Source organism: Prauserella sediminis (assembly GCF_014195435.1).
Lineage (GTDB): Bacteria > Actinomycetota > Actinomycetes > Mycobacteriales > Pseudonocardiaceae > Prauserella > Prauserella salsuginis.
The window spans coordinates 2,733,752-2,749,024 of record NZ_JACIBS010000001.1 but is presented as its reverse complement, the minus strand read 5'-3'; the positions used below and the strand labels follow the sequence as shown (position 1 = coordinate 2,749,024).

Genomic DNA, 15,273 nt, shown 5'->3' with positions numbered 1-15,273 from the left:
CGCCGGATGCGGAGTCGGCCGCTATTGCTCCGGAACCGGCGCGCTGAGCACTTCCTCGCCGCCGCCGGTGACCACGGTGAGGGAGGCGACGTCGTCGAGGCTCACGGCCGTGGCGGCGCCGAGAACGACGGTTTCACCGGGGACGGCCTGCCAGGTCGACACCTGGGTGCTGGCGCCGTCGGCGTCGGTCACGACGAGCGCGTACCAGGTCTGCTGCCGTTGGTAGTCCAGCCGGGCGGGGTAGTCGCATTCGATGGACAGCCGGGTTCCCCAGATTTCGGAGGCGAGCGTGACGTCGACGTCCATTTCCGAGGAAACCGAACCGACCGGCTCGAGGTCCACCGACACGGCATCGTCAGCAGCCGGACGCACCAGGGCAGCCGGTATCGCGAGCACGAGCACGAGCACAACGGCTGCAGCGGTTGCCCATGCGAGTAGCCGGCGCCGGCGGCGGCCACTCCGCCGGTGTTCCTTGCGCAGCATGGCGTCCATCAGATCGACCGGCTCCCGGTGCTGATCAGGCAGGTCGCCTTCGGATCCGGGCCGGATCTGTGCGAGCAGACCGGGCATCGAAGCGAGACCGTTCACCGCATCGCGGCACAGCGGGCACCGTTCCATGTGCTCCTCATAGGCCCGCCGATCTGTCGGGGTGAGCGCGCCGAGCACATAGGCAGCATCCCATTCGGCGAAGCCTTCGTGGTCCGGCCGGTTCATCGGGTCACCCCTCTCTCCTGGAACGCCAGGCGCAAGGCGCACAGCCCGTAATGCAGCCGCGACTTCACCGTCCCCTCGGGGATACCGAGTTCCTGGGACAGCTCGGCCGTGCTCAGTCCCCCGTAGTAGGCCCGCACGATCACCTCCCGGTGGTGCGGGCCCAGTGCAGCGAGAGCATCGGTGACCAGCATCGCGTCGAACAGCCGATCCACGCGATCCTCGGCGACCTCCTCCGCCGCCTCCGGAGTCGTCTGCTCGTGGCGCCGGCTCGCACTGCGCGCTTGGTCGATGACCAGGTTGCGGGCGACGGCGAACAACCACCCACGGACCCGGACCGGGTCATCCCGTATCACCCTCGGCGTGCGCCAGGCTCGTAGCAACGTCTCCTGCACGATGTCGTCGGCATCGGCGGGCCTTCTCGTCAGCGACACCACATACCGCCAGAGCGCGGTGGCATAGCGGTCGTGCAGGTCGCGCAGCACCTCGACGCGGCTCGTGTCGGTTCCCGACCGACCCGACCGTCGCTCCTCGCCGGTGTTGCCCTCGCCCATATCCACAACACGGTGCGGAGTGTCCGACGGTTCACCCTCCGGTGAACGTTGCGGGTGCGCGCCTCGTGTCTCCCGCTATGGACGATACCGGGACACTCTTCGGCCTTCCCCTCCATCCGCTGCTCGTCCACGCCGTCGTCGTACTGGTTCCGCTGGCCGTGCTCACGCTGTTGCTCGCGCAGTTCTGGCCGGCTGCTCGCCGCCGACTCGGCCTGGTCACCCCGCTTGCAGCGGTGCTTGTCGCTGCCCTCGTGCCCGTCACGATCGCCGCCGGGCAGTCACTCGCGAGCGCCGTCGGCCCGCTGCCCTCGGTGCTGGAACACGAACGCTACGGGCGAATGCTGCTCCCATGGTCGATCGGTCTCGTCCTGGTCGCGACCGCACAGTGGGGTTGGTTCCGGTGGGCGACGGCAGCCCTTCGGCGAGCGCAGCGGACACGCGCAACAACGATCGGCTCGGCGCTCCTCGGCCTCGCGGTCAACGCCGTGGCCGTCGGGAACATGACCGTGCTGATCCTCGCGGGGCACTCCGGCAGCCGGTCGGTGTGGGACTCGGTCATGTCATGAGCCGCCCGGCTCCCGCGCGCCGACAGGACCGGCAACTCTCCGACGGTCATCGCACGCCGTGCCGTGCACACCTGACGTGTGCGGCTTGGTGCTGCTCCACGAGCCGGTGGGGTGCTCATCACCGGCATCCCTGCCCACCGGCTAACGGGCTGGTGGCCCCTGCGTGAGGTCGTCCGGCTCACCGTGCCGTGGCGGGAGTCCGCCGAGAGCCGGTCCGACCCAGCGGCGGACGAGGGAACGGATCCGGTCGTCGGTGAGCGGCGGGCTCGAGGGGTACTGGAGGAAGGAGATGAACAGCCGCATCAGGACCTCGGCGAGCCCTTCGAGGTCCTCGTCCGTGGTGACCCCGACGGCCCGCCAGTCCACCGGCACGTTCCGCAGAATGCGTGCGCCGAGGCCGAAGGCCGCGGGAGAGGTGGACCCGGCGGTGAAGAAGTCGGGGTCGCCCGCTTGCAGCAGCAGGCCCATGTAGGGCTCGTCGGGCACGGTTCGGACGGCGAACACCACGGACTCCACCGCGGCCTCGGCAGGGCTTTCGCACGCGGCCAGGTGCTGCTGCATCCGCTCCGCGAACTCGTCGGCGCCCGCCTGCCCGACGGCCCTGAGGATCTCCGAGAGACTCGGGAAGTAGCGATAGACGGTCTGCCGTGTCACGCCGGCCTCGGTGGCGACATCGGACAAGCTGATCTTGGAAACATCGGTGCGGCCGATGCAGGCGATCGCCGCCTCGACGAGTCGGCGACGTGCCTGATCCTCCGCACCAGGCGGGTTTCCCTGCCATCCGTGGTGTCCCATGGGTGTCATCTTCCCCGAAGGGGAAGGTCAGACACCGGCAGGATCCGTCCGGCGGGTTCGCTGCGTGCGATGGAGCGCGACGAGGAGCAGACCGGCCCCGAGGAAGCAGGCGAGCGCATAGATTCCGCTCCCCGTCGGGGTGCCGTCGCGGGTGATGCCATCCTCCGCGCCGAGGTACTGCGGCAGGGCGGCCCCCCAGAACACCGCCATCGCCCCGAGATAGATCGCCGGGTAGAAGCGGGCGAAGGCCGACAATGGTTCGCCGGGTCCGCGGTTCGGCGAACTCAGGTGCGCGACGACGACCCAGCCACCGGCCAGCCAGATGAGGGCGAGCTCGATGCCGAGGATCCACGCCTGGGCGGTGACATCGGGGTTCGCGCCGCCGAACAGGCTCGACGGGATGTTGGCGATCACCATCGCCACCGGGGTCAGGACTCCGGCCAGCAGGACGCGCAACACGAGGTCCCACCCGCGCCGCGGCCTGCCGTCCGCAGCAGGCCGCCCCGTCAGGCGCACGACCAGGTAGGTCATGGCCGCCATCGAGACCGACGCGAACAGCAGCATGCTGGTCATCGGCACCGACGCCATCGCCGGATGGTTGACGATGTGGTTGTCGTCGTTCCAGGTCCACCACTTCAGCTGCGGACCGACGTGGTCGAAGATCTCGTAGAAGACCTGACAGGCGAGCGCCACGGCCACCGAACCTGCCAGTGCGCCGCGCCACCGGAAGATCCCGAGCGCCCGCACCAGTTCGTAGGCCAGCTGGCTGATCATCGGATAGAACGCCACGATGTAGAGCGGCAGTCGATCCGCCATGAACTGCACGGAGAACCGGTTGTGGGCGAAGATGAACCCGTACAGCTCGTCAAGGCCGAACCATTCCGGGAAGTACAGGGGTGGTTCGATCACGAAGAGGTAGACCAGCGAAGCGCACCACAACGCCAGATTCACCGGATCGCCGTTGCGGTAACGGCGAACAGCGTGCACCAGTGCGAAAACGGCGCCACCGATGACGAGCAATTCGAGCAGCGGCATCGTCCAGTTCGTGAGATCCCAGGGAAACCGCAGCGAAGCCACCGTGGACACGTCGGCGCAGTCGAAACCGAGCACGCGCGTGGACTCCGCCGCATGCGGTCCACACATGGTGTCGGTCATACCTGCGTCCCGGTCCGCGCCGCCGTACGCGCGGTGTCGGCCGACGAGTAGTCGGTGGCCGGTGGTTCGGCCTGGGGATCGAATCCGTAGGGAACCCGCTCGCGGCCCAGCGCCGCACGGATGCGATAGCGCACGAGCCCGGCGAGCACCCGCGGACTCGTCATCATCTGGCCCAGCGACTCGTCGAGGTTGAACACCTTGGAGAAGTGTTCGTCGACGACGGCGTCCTCGCGGGCGGCGCCGACGATGAGACTGAACGCGGGACCCGAGACGGCCGCGAGAATCCGGCGTTTCCACTCGGGCAGCTGCTCGGTACCCACAGCGCACTCGTAACCCTGGTCCCGCGCCATCGCGAGCCGCCACGGTACGCCGAGCAGTTTGCGCTGCTCGGCCAGGAATCCGGCACAGAACCTCCGGTCGACGCTCCCGGCGCGGGAGAGGTGTTCTCGCAGCAGAAGCGCCGAACTCGCCGCGGAGCTGATGCCCTGCGCGTAGAACGGGTTGAACGCGCAGATCGAATCACCGACGAACACCAGCCCCTTCGGAGGCGTCGACCAACGGTCGTACCGCCGCCACTTGTTGCCGGTCGACCGGGTCAGATGCACCTGCGAGGTCGGGGTGCACCGATCCATGGCTGAGGCGAACAGCGGTGTCCGCACCCGACGGGCCGACTCGAGGAACGCCTCGGTACTGCGGGGCATCGGATGCCCCCAGGAACCCATGCAGGCGATGACGCGGTTGTCCTCGACCGGGAAGAAGTTCACCAGGAAGTCGTGCTCGGCGGGATGCTGCCCCTTGTCGGGGGTCGGCATGATCACGAGGTGTTGCCACCACCAGGAGGAGGGGCGCTGCTCCGCCGAGGGCAGGTCGTACCAGCGTGAGGTGTAGGTGACCTTGGCATCGAGCGTCTGCACCGGCGGTGCCGGCCATCCTGCGGCCACCAGCCAGTCGCCGACCGAGGAACCACGCCCCATCGCGTCCACGACGAAGTCCGCGTCGATGCGCTCATCGCCTGCGGACGTGGAGATCTGCACGCCGGTGACCGCGCCGTCGTGCACCGAGAGACCGTGGACGGCGACACCTTCGCGCAGTTCCACATTGGACAAGCTACGGATCTTGTCGCGCAGCACCCGTTCGATGAGGATGCGCGAACTGTAGATCATCGTCATCGCACTGCTCTTGCGTGCCGACCATCCCTCGCCGTCGAGGTAGGCCGCATCCATGGAGGGCATCAGGTGAAGCCCGCCCGCGGCGATGAGTTCGTCCTCGAAGCCGGGGAACAGCTCTCCGATCGCCCGCCTGCCCGAGTTCAACAGGAAGTGCGGGTGCTTGCTCTGCGGCACTCCGCGCCGATGTTGAGCGTCGGCGGGCAGTTCGTCGCGTTCCAGCACCACCACGTGGTCGAAGTGCGGAGCGAGCGCCCCTGCGCTGCACAGACCGCCGACACTGCCCCCGAGGACCACCGCCACACTGCCGAGCACCATCGGACCGACCTCCGTGTTGATCATACAGATTTTCAGAAACTGTATGATTGAAGTCGGGTCGCGTCAATGCGGGATCCCGTCGACCCCTCCGGCGACGTGCCGAACCGCGGGCCTCCGCCGGGAGCCAGAGCGTGGCGCCGACACCGGGAGCCGCCGACACCGGAAGCCAGGGCGTGGCGCGAACATCAGTGGCCGTAGCCCCGCCTCGCCGCTCTCAGCGGCACCCACACGCAATGCGGGGCGGCCCGCCGTCACCACGGCAGACCGCCCCGCACGGCTTGTTCCTGTCGAATCCCTCAGGGGTGTGTGTTGCGGCGCAGCGCCACGAACGTTGCGGCACCACCACAGAGAAGCGCACCGCCGCCGATGGCGAGCCAGCCCCACAGCGGCATTCCGACCTCGTCCTCGGTGGCCGCCTGCCGCACCGCCTGCTCACGCTCGTCGCCTTCGTCCGAACCGCCGGTGACGAGGCCCTGCGGGTAACCGTCGGTGCTCACGTACTCCGGGCCCGCCACCTTCTCGCCGCCCTTGCTGACGAACAGCCGAATCGGCAACTCGGTGTACTCGTCGGTGCTCGAACCGACATGGACCGTGATGTAGTACCACCCGGGAACGCTCGCTTGCTTGCCTTCCTCCCGATTGTTGTAGAGCACCCGCGAGGTGGCGATCGGGTCGCCGGAATCCGCCTCGTTGTAGAGGTTGAAATCCTCGTTCCAGTTGCGTGATCCCTGCTGGCGGACGGGGTCGTAGATGTCGTAGGTCACCTCGGCCCAGTCCTTGGGATCGTTCCGCGCATGGGTCTGCACCGCGAGCGATTCGCCCCAGTCGAGCTTGACCTTGTAGGTGGCCATCTCGTTGACCAGCAGCGTGTCGGCATAGATTCCACTGCCGTCCAGTTCGACGGCGTCGTTGAAGCTGCCGCCGCCGGTGACCGCCTGCTCCGCTCCGCCGGGGTTGCCGAACGGCACCTCCGCGGTGTTCTCGGCCGGGCCGGTCGAACCGGAGACCGGCGGCTCGAGGGTCACCAGCAGTTCGGTCTGCCACGTCCAGTACTTCGCCTCGCTCGGACCGTCCCGTTCGACGGAAAGGTAGTACTCCTCATCGGCGTTGCAGTCCGAGTCTTCACGAGTGTCCACACTGAACGCGGATGTGGCGTGCGCGGCCGAGGACTTACGCAACGCAGAAGCGATGTGCACATCCTCATCCTGCTCCTCACACACCTTGCCCTGCGGGTCGACGAGCTGTGTGGTCACCTCGACCCAGCCACCTTCTTCGTCCCGCGGCAGCACCGCCGTCGCGGCGAAGTGCACCGTGAAGTCCTTGGGAATGCGGACCTTGTAGTACTTGATCTGGCCCGAGTCGATCGTGTCCACATACTGGCCGGCCTCGATGGCCGGCGCGGAGGGGAACTCCTCGGTGCCGGTGATGGGAGTGCCCTTCACCTCGTAGCTGCGTTGAGCGCGCTCGACGACGCGCGGCAACTGCTCGTCCAGCGACTTGGCGTCCGGCGCGTCGGTGTAACTGCCACCGGTCGACTCCGCGATGCAGGACAGCTGCTCGCGAGCCTCGTCGTCGATCTGGAAGCCGACCGTGTGCACGGCGAGGTCGACGCCGCTCTCGGCGAGTTCCTTCGACACCTCACACGGATCCGGCGGTGCACACGTGTCGATTCCGTCCGAGATCAGCACGATCGCGCGTGGCCCCTCGTCGGGAAGCTCATCGGCCGCCTCCCGCAGGGAGTCGCCGATCGGTGTCTCGCCCGCCGGCTGGAGCCCGTCGACCTTCGACTTGAGATCCTCCGCATCGACGGGACCGACCGGCACCTCGGTGCTGATGGCGTCGCAATCCGGTTTGCCGGAGCCACTTCCCGCGCCGCGCGATCCGTAGACCTGCAAGCCCATCTGCGTGTCCGGCTCCACGCCGTCGACGAGCGTGTTCAGCGCCCCCTTCGCGGCATCCATCTTCGTCCTGCCATCGCCCAGCGCGTCGGCCATCGATCCCGAAGCATCCACCGTGACCATGACCGGCGCCGGCTTTTCGACCTGTTCCTGGGCTGTCGCCACAGACCCGAACGAGGTCGCTCCGGCCAGCAGTCCCCCTGTGGCGACCACCGCCCAGAATCGGCGCCATGACCAGCTCATCAGACCCCCACTGTTCGCAGCTTTCCTATCGCAATACGTCACTGTGATGCCGCGGAAGCCTGTGCGGTTCCATGACGCCGTCGCTTGATCGCCGCCACGGCAGCCCGGCTGTGATGACGAAACCGGCGGCACTGTGTCCCGCTGCTCGCCGGCAGCCTGATCGCGTGAACCGGAAAGGCCGTTGCGGCACGGACCCCGCCGGGATCCGTTGCTACCGCGGGACGACCGCTACGAGCAGCCGTACGACAGGGAGAGCGACGCAGGTCCGGAGGACTCGGCATTCTGCGGTAATCGCTCGATCCGGCACAGCACGCTCGCCCACCGCCGAAGACAGTCCATACCGGAGCATCGGCGAGGACCTACCGAAGCGGCCCGGATTCGTGACCGCACTCGGCGTGGACGTCGAGGTCAACCGTCACTACCCGGTTGCGTCCAATGTGGCCAGTTAACCTCGTCGAACACGGACGACATTCTCCCGCTTTGAACCCCGTCGCATCCGCCCGGCGCCGACCTTCGTCGGCGGCACTACGCGGGAGTGTCGGTGTCACACTGGCGGGCACTGTCCTGCAACGCGCGGAGCGCCGCCTGGAAGGCGGGCCGGTTCGTGGTGCTGTTGCGCCACAATGCGAACACTCGTCGTCGAGGTGCCGGTCTCAACGGCACGAACCGGACGCCGGCCGGTGTCCGGCCGCGGCCGAGCCGAGGGATGATCGCGACCGTGCTTCCGGCCGCGACGACCGCGAGCTGGGTGGAGTGCTCCGAGGCGGTGTGCTTGACCCGGGGCTCGATTCCGTTGCGCCGCAGGGTGTTCTCCAGCCAGCCGTGGCAGATCTCGTCGTCGGGCCAGCTCACCCAGTCCTCGTCGCGCAGCTCGTCCAGGGTGACGACGTCTCGCCCGGCGAAGTGGTGTTGCACCGGCAGTGCCACATCGAGCACGTCCTCCAGTAGCGAGACGCGCGAGATTCCCTCGGGCACCGGGAGTGGCTCCTCCGGCCAGTCCTGCACGACCGCGATGTCGACGGCGCCGTGGCGCAGCTCTGCGATCGCCTCGGTGGGTTCCAGTTCCGCGAGCCGCACCGTCAGGCTCGGGTGCCGCTGCCGCAGTGTGTGCAGCATCGGCGGCAGCAGGCCGCGGGCGGCCGTGGCGAAGGCGGCCACGGAGAGCGATCCGGCCACCGCGCCGCGATGGTCGGCGAGGTCGGTTTCGATGAGCTCGACCTGCTGCAGCAGCCTCGCGGCGTGCTCGGCGAGCAGGCCGCCGACGTCGGTGAGCTGGATGCCGCGCCCCTGCCGTTCCAGCAGCTGCTGGCCGACCTCACGTTCCAGCCTGGACAGTTGCTGGGACACCGCCGAGGTGGTCACGTGCAACGCCTCGGCGGCGCCGCGCACCGACCCCGTAGTGGAGACCGCATGAAGCGTCCGGAGGCGTTCCAGGTTCAACACATTAGTGATTCTACGCGATCATCCCAAGAACGTTTCGATTGTCTTATCTGCACCGCGGCGGCAGTGTTGGCTCCGTACCCCGCCGACACGCAGAAGGAGACGTTATGAAAGCCGATCGCCACCACCTCGTCCTCGGCGGTGACCTTCCGGTCCACCGGCTGGGTTTCGGCGCCATGCGACTGCCCACCGGCGACCCGGCCGCGGCGCACGCGCTGGCGCGCCGCGCGGTTGAGCTCGGCATTACGTTCATCGACACGGCCGACGCCTACGCGCTGGGCCGCAACGAGGAGCTGCTGGCCGAAGCCCTGCACCCTTATCCCGACGACGTCGTGATCGCCACCAAGGCCGGGCAGTGTCACCCCGGTGACGAGTGGATCCCGCTCGGGCGTCCGGAATACCTGCGCCAGCAGGTTGAGCTGAGCCTGCGACGGCTGCGGGTGGAGCGCATCGACCTGTTGCAGCTGCACCGGATCGACCCCATTGTCGCGCTGGCGGACCAGATCGGCGCGCTCCGGCAGCTGCAGGACGAGGGGAAGGTGCGGCACGTCGGACTGTCGGAGGTCACCGTCCAACAGATCGTGGAGGCAGGGCGGATCACGCCGATCGCGAGCGTGCAGAACCGGTACAACCTGCGCGACCGGCGCTCGGAGGGCGTGCTGGCGCACTGTGAGCAGCATGGCATCGCGTTCCTGCCCTGGCTGCCGATCGCGCCGAGTGTGCGGTCGGACTCGCCGGTGACCGAGGTGGCCGGCCGGCTCGGCTCCACGCCGGCTCGGGTCGCGCTGGCGTGGCTACTGCGCCGGTCCCGGGTCATACTTCCCATTCCGGGTACGTCCTCTCGGGACCACCTCGAGGAGAACGTTGGAGCGGTCGATCTCGAGCTGCCCGACGAGGACTTCAACCGCCTCGATCGACTCGGCCGCCCGACCTCGGAACACGAGATGTCGCTCGCTTAGGCACCGAATCAGGTGCTGGTCGATGCACCACCGCTGACCACCAGGCTGCACAACGAATCAACCCGAGGCTGGTCCGCGCACAACGCACCCACGCCAGGTCAGCAGGAGCACGCACTGTGGGGGGTCGGCCTCAGACCCGATCGGCGAAACAGAAAAGGCTCGCGCTCTCCGCGAGCACGAGCCTTCCATCTGTGGAGCTGAGGGGAATCGAACCCCTGACCTTCTCGATGCGAACGAGACGCGCTACCAACTGCGCTACAGCCCCTGAAGTTGTTGCCCTCTTTGATGAGTGCTCGATGAGCATAGCAAGGTCGCCATGCCCATCGAGCGAGGGGGCCCCTATTCGCCGACGGCCCGCCGATAGGGCAGTTCGCCCGGGTCGCCGAGCTCGTGGAAAGCGGGGTCCTCGTCGTCGATGTCGACGACGACGGCGTTCCGTGGCGGCCGCGGCGCGCGGCGCCGTTCGACATTGACGAGTTCGGGGCCTTGGCGTGGCTGTTCGGGGCGTTCGGCAGGACGACCACGGCGAGGCTCGGCAGTGTCGCGGGTGTCACGGTCGCGGGTGTCGCGGCCACCGTCGTCCTCGTCGCCCCACGCCTCGTCGTCCCATTCGGGTTCGGCGGCACGCCGCCGGGGACCGCCGGAGTAGCGGGCCATCCGGCGTTCGCGGATCTCCTCCTCGATACGCACCTGACGGCGCAGGTATGCGAGGTAGCCGACGAGGGCGACGTCGATCGCCCCGTGCAGCCACCACAGCATCGGCAGCACTGCCGCGGCGACGATCGCGCTCACGACGGCCGCGATCAACAGCATCAGCACGACCCGCTGGCGGTACGCGTACTTGGCGCGCGCGTCCATCTCGGCGGCCTCGGGGTCGAACCCGCCGCGACCGGGGCGGTAGCGCCTCGCGACGGGTTCGCCGGGCCTGCGGTCGCCGGGTTCGTCGAGATCGGCCTCGCCCGCGTCGGCGCGGCGGCCGTACCTGCGCTCCCGGCTGTCCACCGGTTCGTCGTCGGCCTCGTCGGGTTCGTCGTAGTCGTCGATGCCGGCGGCAGAGTCGTCTTCGGTGTCGTGGTCCGTGTCGCCGTCGGCGTAGTCGACGGAGTCGTCGAACTCGTCGTCCTCACGGCCGCCACGGGTGCCGGCGTTCCGGGTCATGGCGAACTCCCTTCGCCCGTTGTTGCGCGTACCGCTCCGCACGATCCGGCCGGCCAGCGCCGCATCGCTGGTCTGTGCGACCTCCTGACGCTTCCGCGCCACCATGGGAACGAGAACGACAAGCCACGCAGCGGCGAGCCCGATAATGATCAACGAGCTTGGCATCTCCCGTCACCTCCCGACCTGTCGGTCGTTCGCGTTGCCGCGCAGCCCTCGGGCCGCCCCACTCCCCTTGTCCGCAGAGCGCTTTGTCTCCACGCTGACAAATCACCACGTTAGTCACACGAGTAACAGAAGACCCGGAGACGCGCCGGGGTCATCTTTGATTCCTGTCACTGGATCAGGTAGCTGTAGCGCGGTTGATTAACTCGAATGGACGTGTGCCGCGCGGCCCGCGGCTACGAGGCGTTCCACCAGGCCATCGCCCGTTTCCTCAGCCGTGATGGCGTAGACGATGTGATCGCGCCATTCACCCTTCACGTTGAGATAACGCTCGAACAGGCCTTCCCGGCGGAAACCCACCTTGCTGAGCACCCGAACGCTCGCCGCATTCTCGGGACGCACCGTGGCCTCCAGCCGGTGTAGCCGCGCCGGACCGAACGCGTGGTCCGTCACCATCGCCACCGCCGCCGTCGCGATGCCCCTTCCCGCCAGGTCGGACGTGACCCAGTAGCCGACCCACGCCGACCGCAACGCCGCCCGCACGATGTTGCCGACCGTGATCTGACCTGCGAACTCACCGTCCACGACGATCGCGAGCGGCAGACACTGGCCTCGGCGGGCGAGTGCGCGCAACGACGTGCACTGCGGCGGCCACGCCCATCCCGAGTTGCGTTCCTCCCACGACCCGGCCGCGGTCGGCTCCCAGCGTTCGAGATAGTCGCGATCGCGCAGCCGCAGCCGGCTCCACGCGCTCGCATCGCGCCAGCGCACGGGCCGGAGCCGCACCTCGGCCCCGTCGACGACCAGCGGGACCGGGCGGGCTGGCCAACCGGGGTGCTGCGATTCGCCGAGCGGCTCCCGCTCCGACATCGCCCGCGGCGCTCCCGGTTCAGGCCCGCTGGGCCAGGAAGGTCACCTTGACCTGCTCGCCCGCAGGCAGTTCGGTGAGCTCCTCGTCGACGTTGATCAGGCAGTTCGCCTCGGCGAGCGAGGCGAGCAGATGCGCACCGGACGTGCCGAGCGGCTGCACCAGGTACTCGCCGTTGGTCTCGTCGCGCAGCAGCTGACCACGCAGGAACCCCTTGCGGCCCGCCGTCGAGACGACCGGCGAAAGCAGCCGCGCGTCGACGGCCCTACGGTGCGGATTCTTGGTGCCGCGGGCCGCGCGGATCAGCGGACGGATCATGACCTCGAAGACGACGAGCGCGCTCATCGGATTGGCCGGCAGCAGGAACGTCGGCACCGAGTCGGGGCCGAGCTTGCCGAACCCTTGCACCGAACCGGGGTGCATGGCGATGCGGCGCACGTCCAGGTCACCGAGATCGGACAGAGCCGCGTAAACCTCGTTGCCCGTCGTGCCGCCCGCCCCGCCGGCGACGACGACCACCTCGGACATCAGCAGCCTGCCCTCGACCGTCTCGCGCAACCGCTTCGGGTCCAGCGGCACGATGCCGACCCGGCTGACCTCCGCACCCGCATCGCGCGCGGCGGCCGCCAGTGCGTAGGAGTTGACGTCGTAGACCTGCCCCACCGACGGGGTGCGGTCGACGTCGACGAGCTCGTCGCCCACCGAGATGATCGACACCCGCGGCCGAGGGTAGACCAGTACCTTCGACCTGCCCACCGCGGCGAGCAGGCCCACCTGGGCCGAGCCGATCGTGTCGCCCGCACGCACCGCGACGTCACCGATCTGCACATCCTCGCCCGTCCGGCGGACGTATCCAGCCGACGGCACCGCCCGTTGCACGGTGACGTTCGCCTGGTGGCCGTCGGTGAACGCCGTCGGCACCACCGCGTCCGCGAGGGTCGGCAACGGCGCGCCCGTGGCGACCCGCACCGCCTGGCCGGGCTGCAGCCGCCGCGGCTGCCGCGACCCGGCCTGGATCTCACCGACCACCGGCAGCTGCACCGGCTCCTCACCCGCGGTGCGCACGTCGACACTGCGCACCGCGTAACCGTCCACCGCCGCCTGGTCGAAACCGGGCAGCGCCTGTTCGGCGACGACCTCCTCGGCACACGGCAGTCCCTGCGATTCGGAGATCGCAACCCGCACCGGATTCGGACGCACTGCCGCCGAGAGGGCACGGTTCAGCTGCTCGGCGACCGGCCGGAAGTCCTCGGCGGGCAGATCCGGAACGGCGGTCACCGTGGTGGTCGGCTCGAGTTCGCTCATCAGTCGACGTTCTCGATTCGCTGTTTCAGCCAGTCACGCAGCGCAGGGCCGTAGTCGTCGTCGGCCAGCGCGAAGTCCACGGCCGCACGCAGGAACCCGCCCGGGTTGCCGAGGTCGTGCCGGTGGCCGCGGTGCACGACGACGTGCACCGGATGTCCCTGCTCGATCAGCAGCGCCACCGCGTCGGTGAGCTGCAGCTCTCCGCCACTGCCGGGGCCGATCCGCTCCAGTGCGTCGAAGATCGCACGGTCCAGCAGGTACCGGCCCGCCGCGGCGTAGGTCGACGGCGCATCCTCCGGCGCCGGCTTCTCGACCATCCCGTGCACCCGTTTGACGTCGCCGTCGTCGGTGTCGCTGACGTCGAACACGCCGTACGGCGAGATCTCGGCCTTCGGGATGTCGAACGCGCACAGCACGCTGCCGCCGTGCCGCCCGCGCACCTCGGCCATCTTCGTCAGCACGCCCGAGGGCAGCACGAGGTCGTCCGGCAGGAGGACGGCCACCGCATCGTCGTCGTCGGTCAGCGCAGGCCCGGCCTGTGCCACGGCGTGCCCGAGGCCGAGCGCCTCCTGCTGGATCGCCACGTCGACGTCGATCAGCCCCGGGGCCCTGCGCACCTTCTCCAGCAGTGCTTTCTTGCCCTTCTTCTCGAGTGCGTCCTCGAGGTCGGGGCGGGACTGGAAATAGTCGACGACCGCCTGCTTGTCGGGCGACGTCACCACGACCATGCGCCGCGCCCCGGCTTCGGCCGCCTCTTCCGCAACCAGCTCGATACCCGGCGTGTCCACCACGGGCAGCAGTTCCTTCGGGACGGCCTTGGTCGCCGGAAGGAATCTGGTCCCGAGGCCCGCCGCGGGGACGATGGCCGTGCGGAAGGTGTTCGTAGTATTGGGACCGGTCATAGGCGTGAAGCCTAGCCTGAACGTGCGATTCAAGCCGACAATGACAGGCTGGCGGCGACAGTCGGCGACCGATGAAATGCGCACAAGACCCCATTCGCGGCGCATTCACCGGCGCGTCGCCGACTCGATGTCGCCACCGACACAGGGTCCGCCCCCGGAAAGGAAGGCCGTGAACACGCCCCAGCAGCCGACCGGAGGTCCGGACAAGCGGGAATGGCGTCGCAAGATCGGCGCGGCCCGTTCCGCCGTGTCGGCCCAGCAGCAGGTCGCCGAGGCCGGCGCGCTCGCGACGGCGGTTCCCGGCCTGCTCGACGGACTGCGGTCGCCGACCGTGTGCGGCTACGTCCCGTTCGGGTCCGAACCCGGCTCGATCGGCCTGCTCGACGTGCTCCGCGACGCCGGTGCCCGCGTGCTGCTGCCGATCGTTCCCGACGAGCCCGGTCCGCTGGAGTGGGCCGAGTACACGGGCACGGCGAGCCTGATCCCGGGGCGGTATCGAGGCATCCTCGAACCGGGCGGACCGCGACTGGGCGCGGCGGCGATCCAGGATGCGGCCCTGGTGCTCGTGCCCGCGCTGGCCGTCGACCGGCAGGGAGCGCGGCTCGGCAAGGGCGCAGGGTTCTACGACCGATCATTGGTGTTCACCGGTCCCGACGTCCGGCTGGTGGCGGTCGTGCGCGACGACGAGCTGGTCGACCGGTTACCCGCCGAGTCGCACGACGTGCGGATGCACGCGGTGCTCACACCCGGAAACGGCCTGGTCACACTGCCGGCGGCGTAGTTCGGCCGACCTTCCCCGCAGGCGGCACGCCCGAGTCGGTGATCGCGGTGTGACCTGGGCCTGATTGCCATGCCGGAATGCGGTAGAGCACAATCTCGTTAGCACTCTTAGGAGTCGAGTGCCAACGCCTGAAGGAGCACCTGTGCCGACCTATCAATACGCCTGCAAGCAGTGCGACCACCAGTTCGAGGTGGTCCAGTCGTTCTCCGACGACAGCCTCACCGAATGCCCGGAGTGTCAGGGCATGCTGCGCAAGCTGTACGGGGCCGTCGGCGTGATCTTCAAGGGCAGC

General features: G+C 68.7%; 14 protein-coding genes, 1 tRNA gene and 1 pseudogene. 4 read left to right on the top strand and 12 right to left on the bottom strand.

The annotated features are described in order from the left end of the window. Positions 1–21: 21 nt before the first annotated feature. Both FB384_RS12540 and FB384_RS12535 read right to left on the bottom strand, forming a co-directional pair. Entirely contained in the window at positions 22–714 is a 693-nt protein-coding gene (locus FB384_RS12540; protein ID WP_183782888.1) for an anti-sigma factor family protein, read from the bottom strand. Further along, a complete protein-coding gene (locus FB384_RS12535) occupies positions 711–1,265 on the bottom strand; it encodes a sigma-70 family RNA polymerase sigma factor (protein ID WP_183782886.1) in 555 nt (184 codons plus the stop codon). Before FB384_RS12535 ends, FB384_RS12540 begins: the two co-directional genes overlap by 4 nt. A gap of 77 nt (positions 1,266–1,342) precedes the next feature. Here FB384_RS12535 and FB384_RS12530 point away from each other — a divergent pair, with 77 nt between their 5' ends. After that, positions 1,343–1,831 (top strand): DUF2231 domain-containing protein, encoded by a 489-nt coding sequence (locus FB384_RS12530; protein WP_183782884.1) that lies wholly within the window; start codon positions 1,343–1,345, stop codon positions 1,829–1,831. 141 nt (positions 1,832–1,972) lie between these two features. Here FB384_RS12530 and FB384_RS12525 read toward each other — a convergent pair whose 3' ends face one another. The 5 genes from FB384_RS12525 to FB384_RS12505 all read right to left on the bottom strand — a co-directional run bounded on the left by FB384_RS12525 (position 1,973) and on the right by FB384_RS12505 (position 8,849). Next, on the bottom strand, positions 1,973–2,626 hold the full coding sequence (locus tag FB384_RS12525) for a TetR/AcrR family transcriptional regulator (protein ID WP_183782882.1): 654 nt from the start codon (positions 2,624–2,626) through the stop codon (positions 1,973–1,975). A 27-nt stretch (positions 2,627–2,653) separates the two neighbouring features. Then, positions 2,654–3,781, bottom strand: coding sequence for a DUF7802 domain-containing protein (locus FB384_RS12520; RefSeq protein WP_183782880.1), 1,128 nt, complete (start codon positions 3,779–3,781; stop codon positions 2,654–2,656). Beyond that, positions 3,778–5,265 carry an FAD-dependent monooxygenase gene (locus tag FB384_RS12515; RefSeq protein WP_183785420.1) on the bottom strand — a complete coding sequence of 496 codons (1,488 nt, stop codon included), beginning with the start codon at positions 5,263–5,265 and terminating at the stop codon, positions 3,778–3,780. Before FB384_RS12515 ends, FB384_RS12520 begins: the two co-directional genes overlap by 4 nt. 296 nt (positions 5,266–5,561) lie before the next feature. Beyond that, a complete protein-coding gene (locus FB384_RS12510; protein WP_183782878.1) occupies positions 5,562–7,406 on the bottom strand; it encodes a vWA domain-containing protein in 1,845 nt (614 codons plus the stop codon). Positions 7,407–7,931: 525 nt separating this feature from the next. Beyond that, positions 7,932–8,849, bottom strand: coding sequence for a LysR family transcriptional regulator (locus FB384_RS12505; protein WP_183782876.1), 918 nt, complete (start codon positions 8,847–8,849; stop codon positions 7,932–7,934). Between the two features lie 104 nt (positions 8,850–8,953). On the opposite strand from FB384_RS12505, the gene FB384_RS12500 reads away from it, so the two are divergent. Next, on the top strand, positions 8,954–9,805 hold the full coding sequence (locus FB384_RS12500) for an aldo/keto reductase (protein WP_183782874.1): 852 nt from the start codon (positions 8,954–8,956) through the stop codon (positions 9,803–9,805). A gap of 192 nt (positions 9,806–9,997) precedes the next feature. Here FB384_RS12500 and FB384_RS12495 read toward each other — a convergent pair. From FB384_RS12495 to FB384_RS12475, 5 genes are all read right to left on the bottom strand, one after another. Continuing rightward, positions 9,998–10,070 (bottom strand) — tRNA-Ala (locus FB384_RS12495). A 74-nt stretch (positions 10,071–10,144) separates the two neighbouring features. Beyond that, on the bottom strand, positions 10,145–11,128 hold the full coding sequence (sepX, locus tag FB384_RS12490) for a divisome protein SepX/GlpR (protein ID WP_183782873.1): 984 nt from the start codon (positions 11,126–11,128) through the stop codon (positions 10,145–10,147). A gap of 198 nt (positions 11,129–11,326) precedes the next feature. Next, positions 11,327–11,995: a GNAT family N-acetyltransferase gene (locus FB384_RS12485; RefSeq protein ID WP_183782871.1), complete on the bottom strand. Its 669-nt coding sequence runs from the start codon at positions 11,993–11,995 to the stop codon at positions 11,327–11,329. A 19-nt stretch (positions 11,996–12,014) separates the two neighbouring features. Beyond that, positions 12,015–13,298, bottom strand: a complete 1,284-nt coding sequence (gene glp, locus FB384_RS12480; protein WP_183782869.1) for a molybdotransferase-like divisome protein Glp — start codon at positions 13,296–13,298, stop codon at positions 12,015–12,017. Next, positions 13,298–14,200 (bottom strand): UTP--glucose-1-phosphate uridylyltransferase, encoded by a 903-nt coding sequence (locus FB384_RS12475; protein WP_183782867.1) that lies wholly within the window; start codon positions 14,198–14,200, stop codon positions 13,298–13,300. The genes glp and FB384_RS12475 overlap by 1 nt, the downstream gene beginning before the upstream one ends. A gap of 169 nt (positions 14,201–14,369) precedes the next feature. On the opposite strand from FB384_RS12475, the gene FB384_RS12470 reads away from it, so the two are divergent. Together FB384_RS12470 and FB384_RS27495 are read left to right on the top strand one after the other, a co-directional pair. Continuing rightward, positions 14,370–14,981: a 5-formyltetrahydrofolate cyclo-ligase gene (locus FB384_RS12470; protein ID WP_323985213.1), complete on the top strand. Its 612-nt coding sequence runs from the start codon at positions 14,370–14,372 to the stop codon at positions 14,979–14,981. Positions 14,982–15,099: 118 nt separating this feature from the next. Continuing rightward, positions 15,100–15,264: pseudogene (locus tag FB384_RS27495) on the top strand (FmdB family zinc ribbon protein); the annotation flags it as partial. Positions 15,265–15,273: the final 9 nt, after the last annotated feature.

Bases quoted from the DNA above. Each gene is read 5' to 3' on its own strand.
- FB384_RS12540 (WP_183782888.1), bottom strand. From the start codon at position 714: ATGAACCGGCCGGACCACGAAGGCTTCGCCGAATGGGATGCTGCCTAT.
- FB384_RS12535 (WP_183782886.1), bottom strand. From the start codon at position 1,265: ATGGGCGAGGGCAACACCGGCGAGGAGCGACGGTCGGGTCGGTCGGGA.
- FB384_RS12530 (WP_183782884.1), top strand. From the start codon at position 1,343: ATGGACGATACCGGGACACTCTTCGGCCTTCCCCTCCATCCGCTGCTC.
- FB384_RS12525 (WP_183782882.1), bottom strand. From the start codon at position 2,626: ATGGGACACCACGGATGGCAGGGAAACCCGCCTGGTGCGGAGGATCAG.
- FB384_RS12520 (WP_183782880.1), bottom strand. From the start codon at position 3,781: ATGACCGACACCATGTGTGGACCGCATGCGGCGGAGTCCACGCGCGTG.
- FB384_RS12515 (WP_183785420.1), bottom strand. From the start codon at position 5,265: ATGGTGCTCGGCAGTGTGGCGGTGGTCCTCGGGGGCAGTGTCGGCGGT.
- FB384_RS12510 (WP_183782878.1), bottom strand. From the start codon at position 7,406: ATGAGCTGGTCATGGCGCCGATTCTGGGCGGTGGTCGCCACAGGGGGA.
- FB384_RS12500 (WP_183782874.1), top strand. From the start codon at position 8,954: ATGAAAGCCGATCGCCACCACCTCGTCCTCGGCGGTGACCTTCCGGTC.
- sepX (WP_183782873.1), bottom strand. From the start codon at position 11,128: ATGCCAAGCTCGTTGATCATTATCGGGCTCGCCGCTGCGTGGCTTGTC.
- FB384_RS12485 (WP_183782871.1), bottom strand. From the start codon at position 11,995: ATGTCGGAGCGGGAGCCGCTCGGCGAATCGCAGCACCCCGGTTGGCCA.
- glp (WP_183782869.1), bottom strand. From the start codon at position 13,298: ATGAGCGAACTCGAGCCGACCACCACGGTGACCGCCGTTCCGGATCTG.
- FB384_RS12475 (WP_183782867.1), bottom strand. From the start codon at position 14,200: ATGACCGGTCCCAATACTACGAACACCTTCCGCACGGCCATCGTCCCC.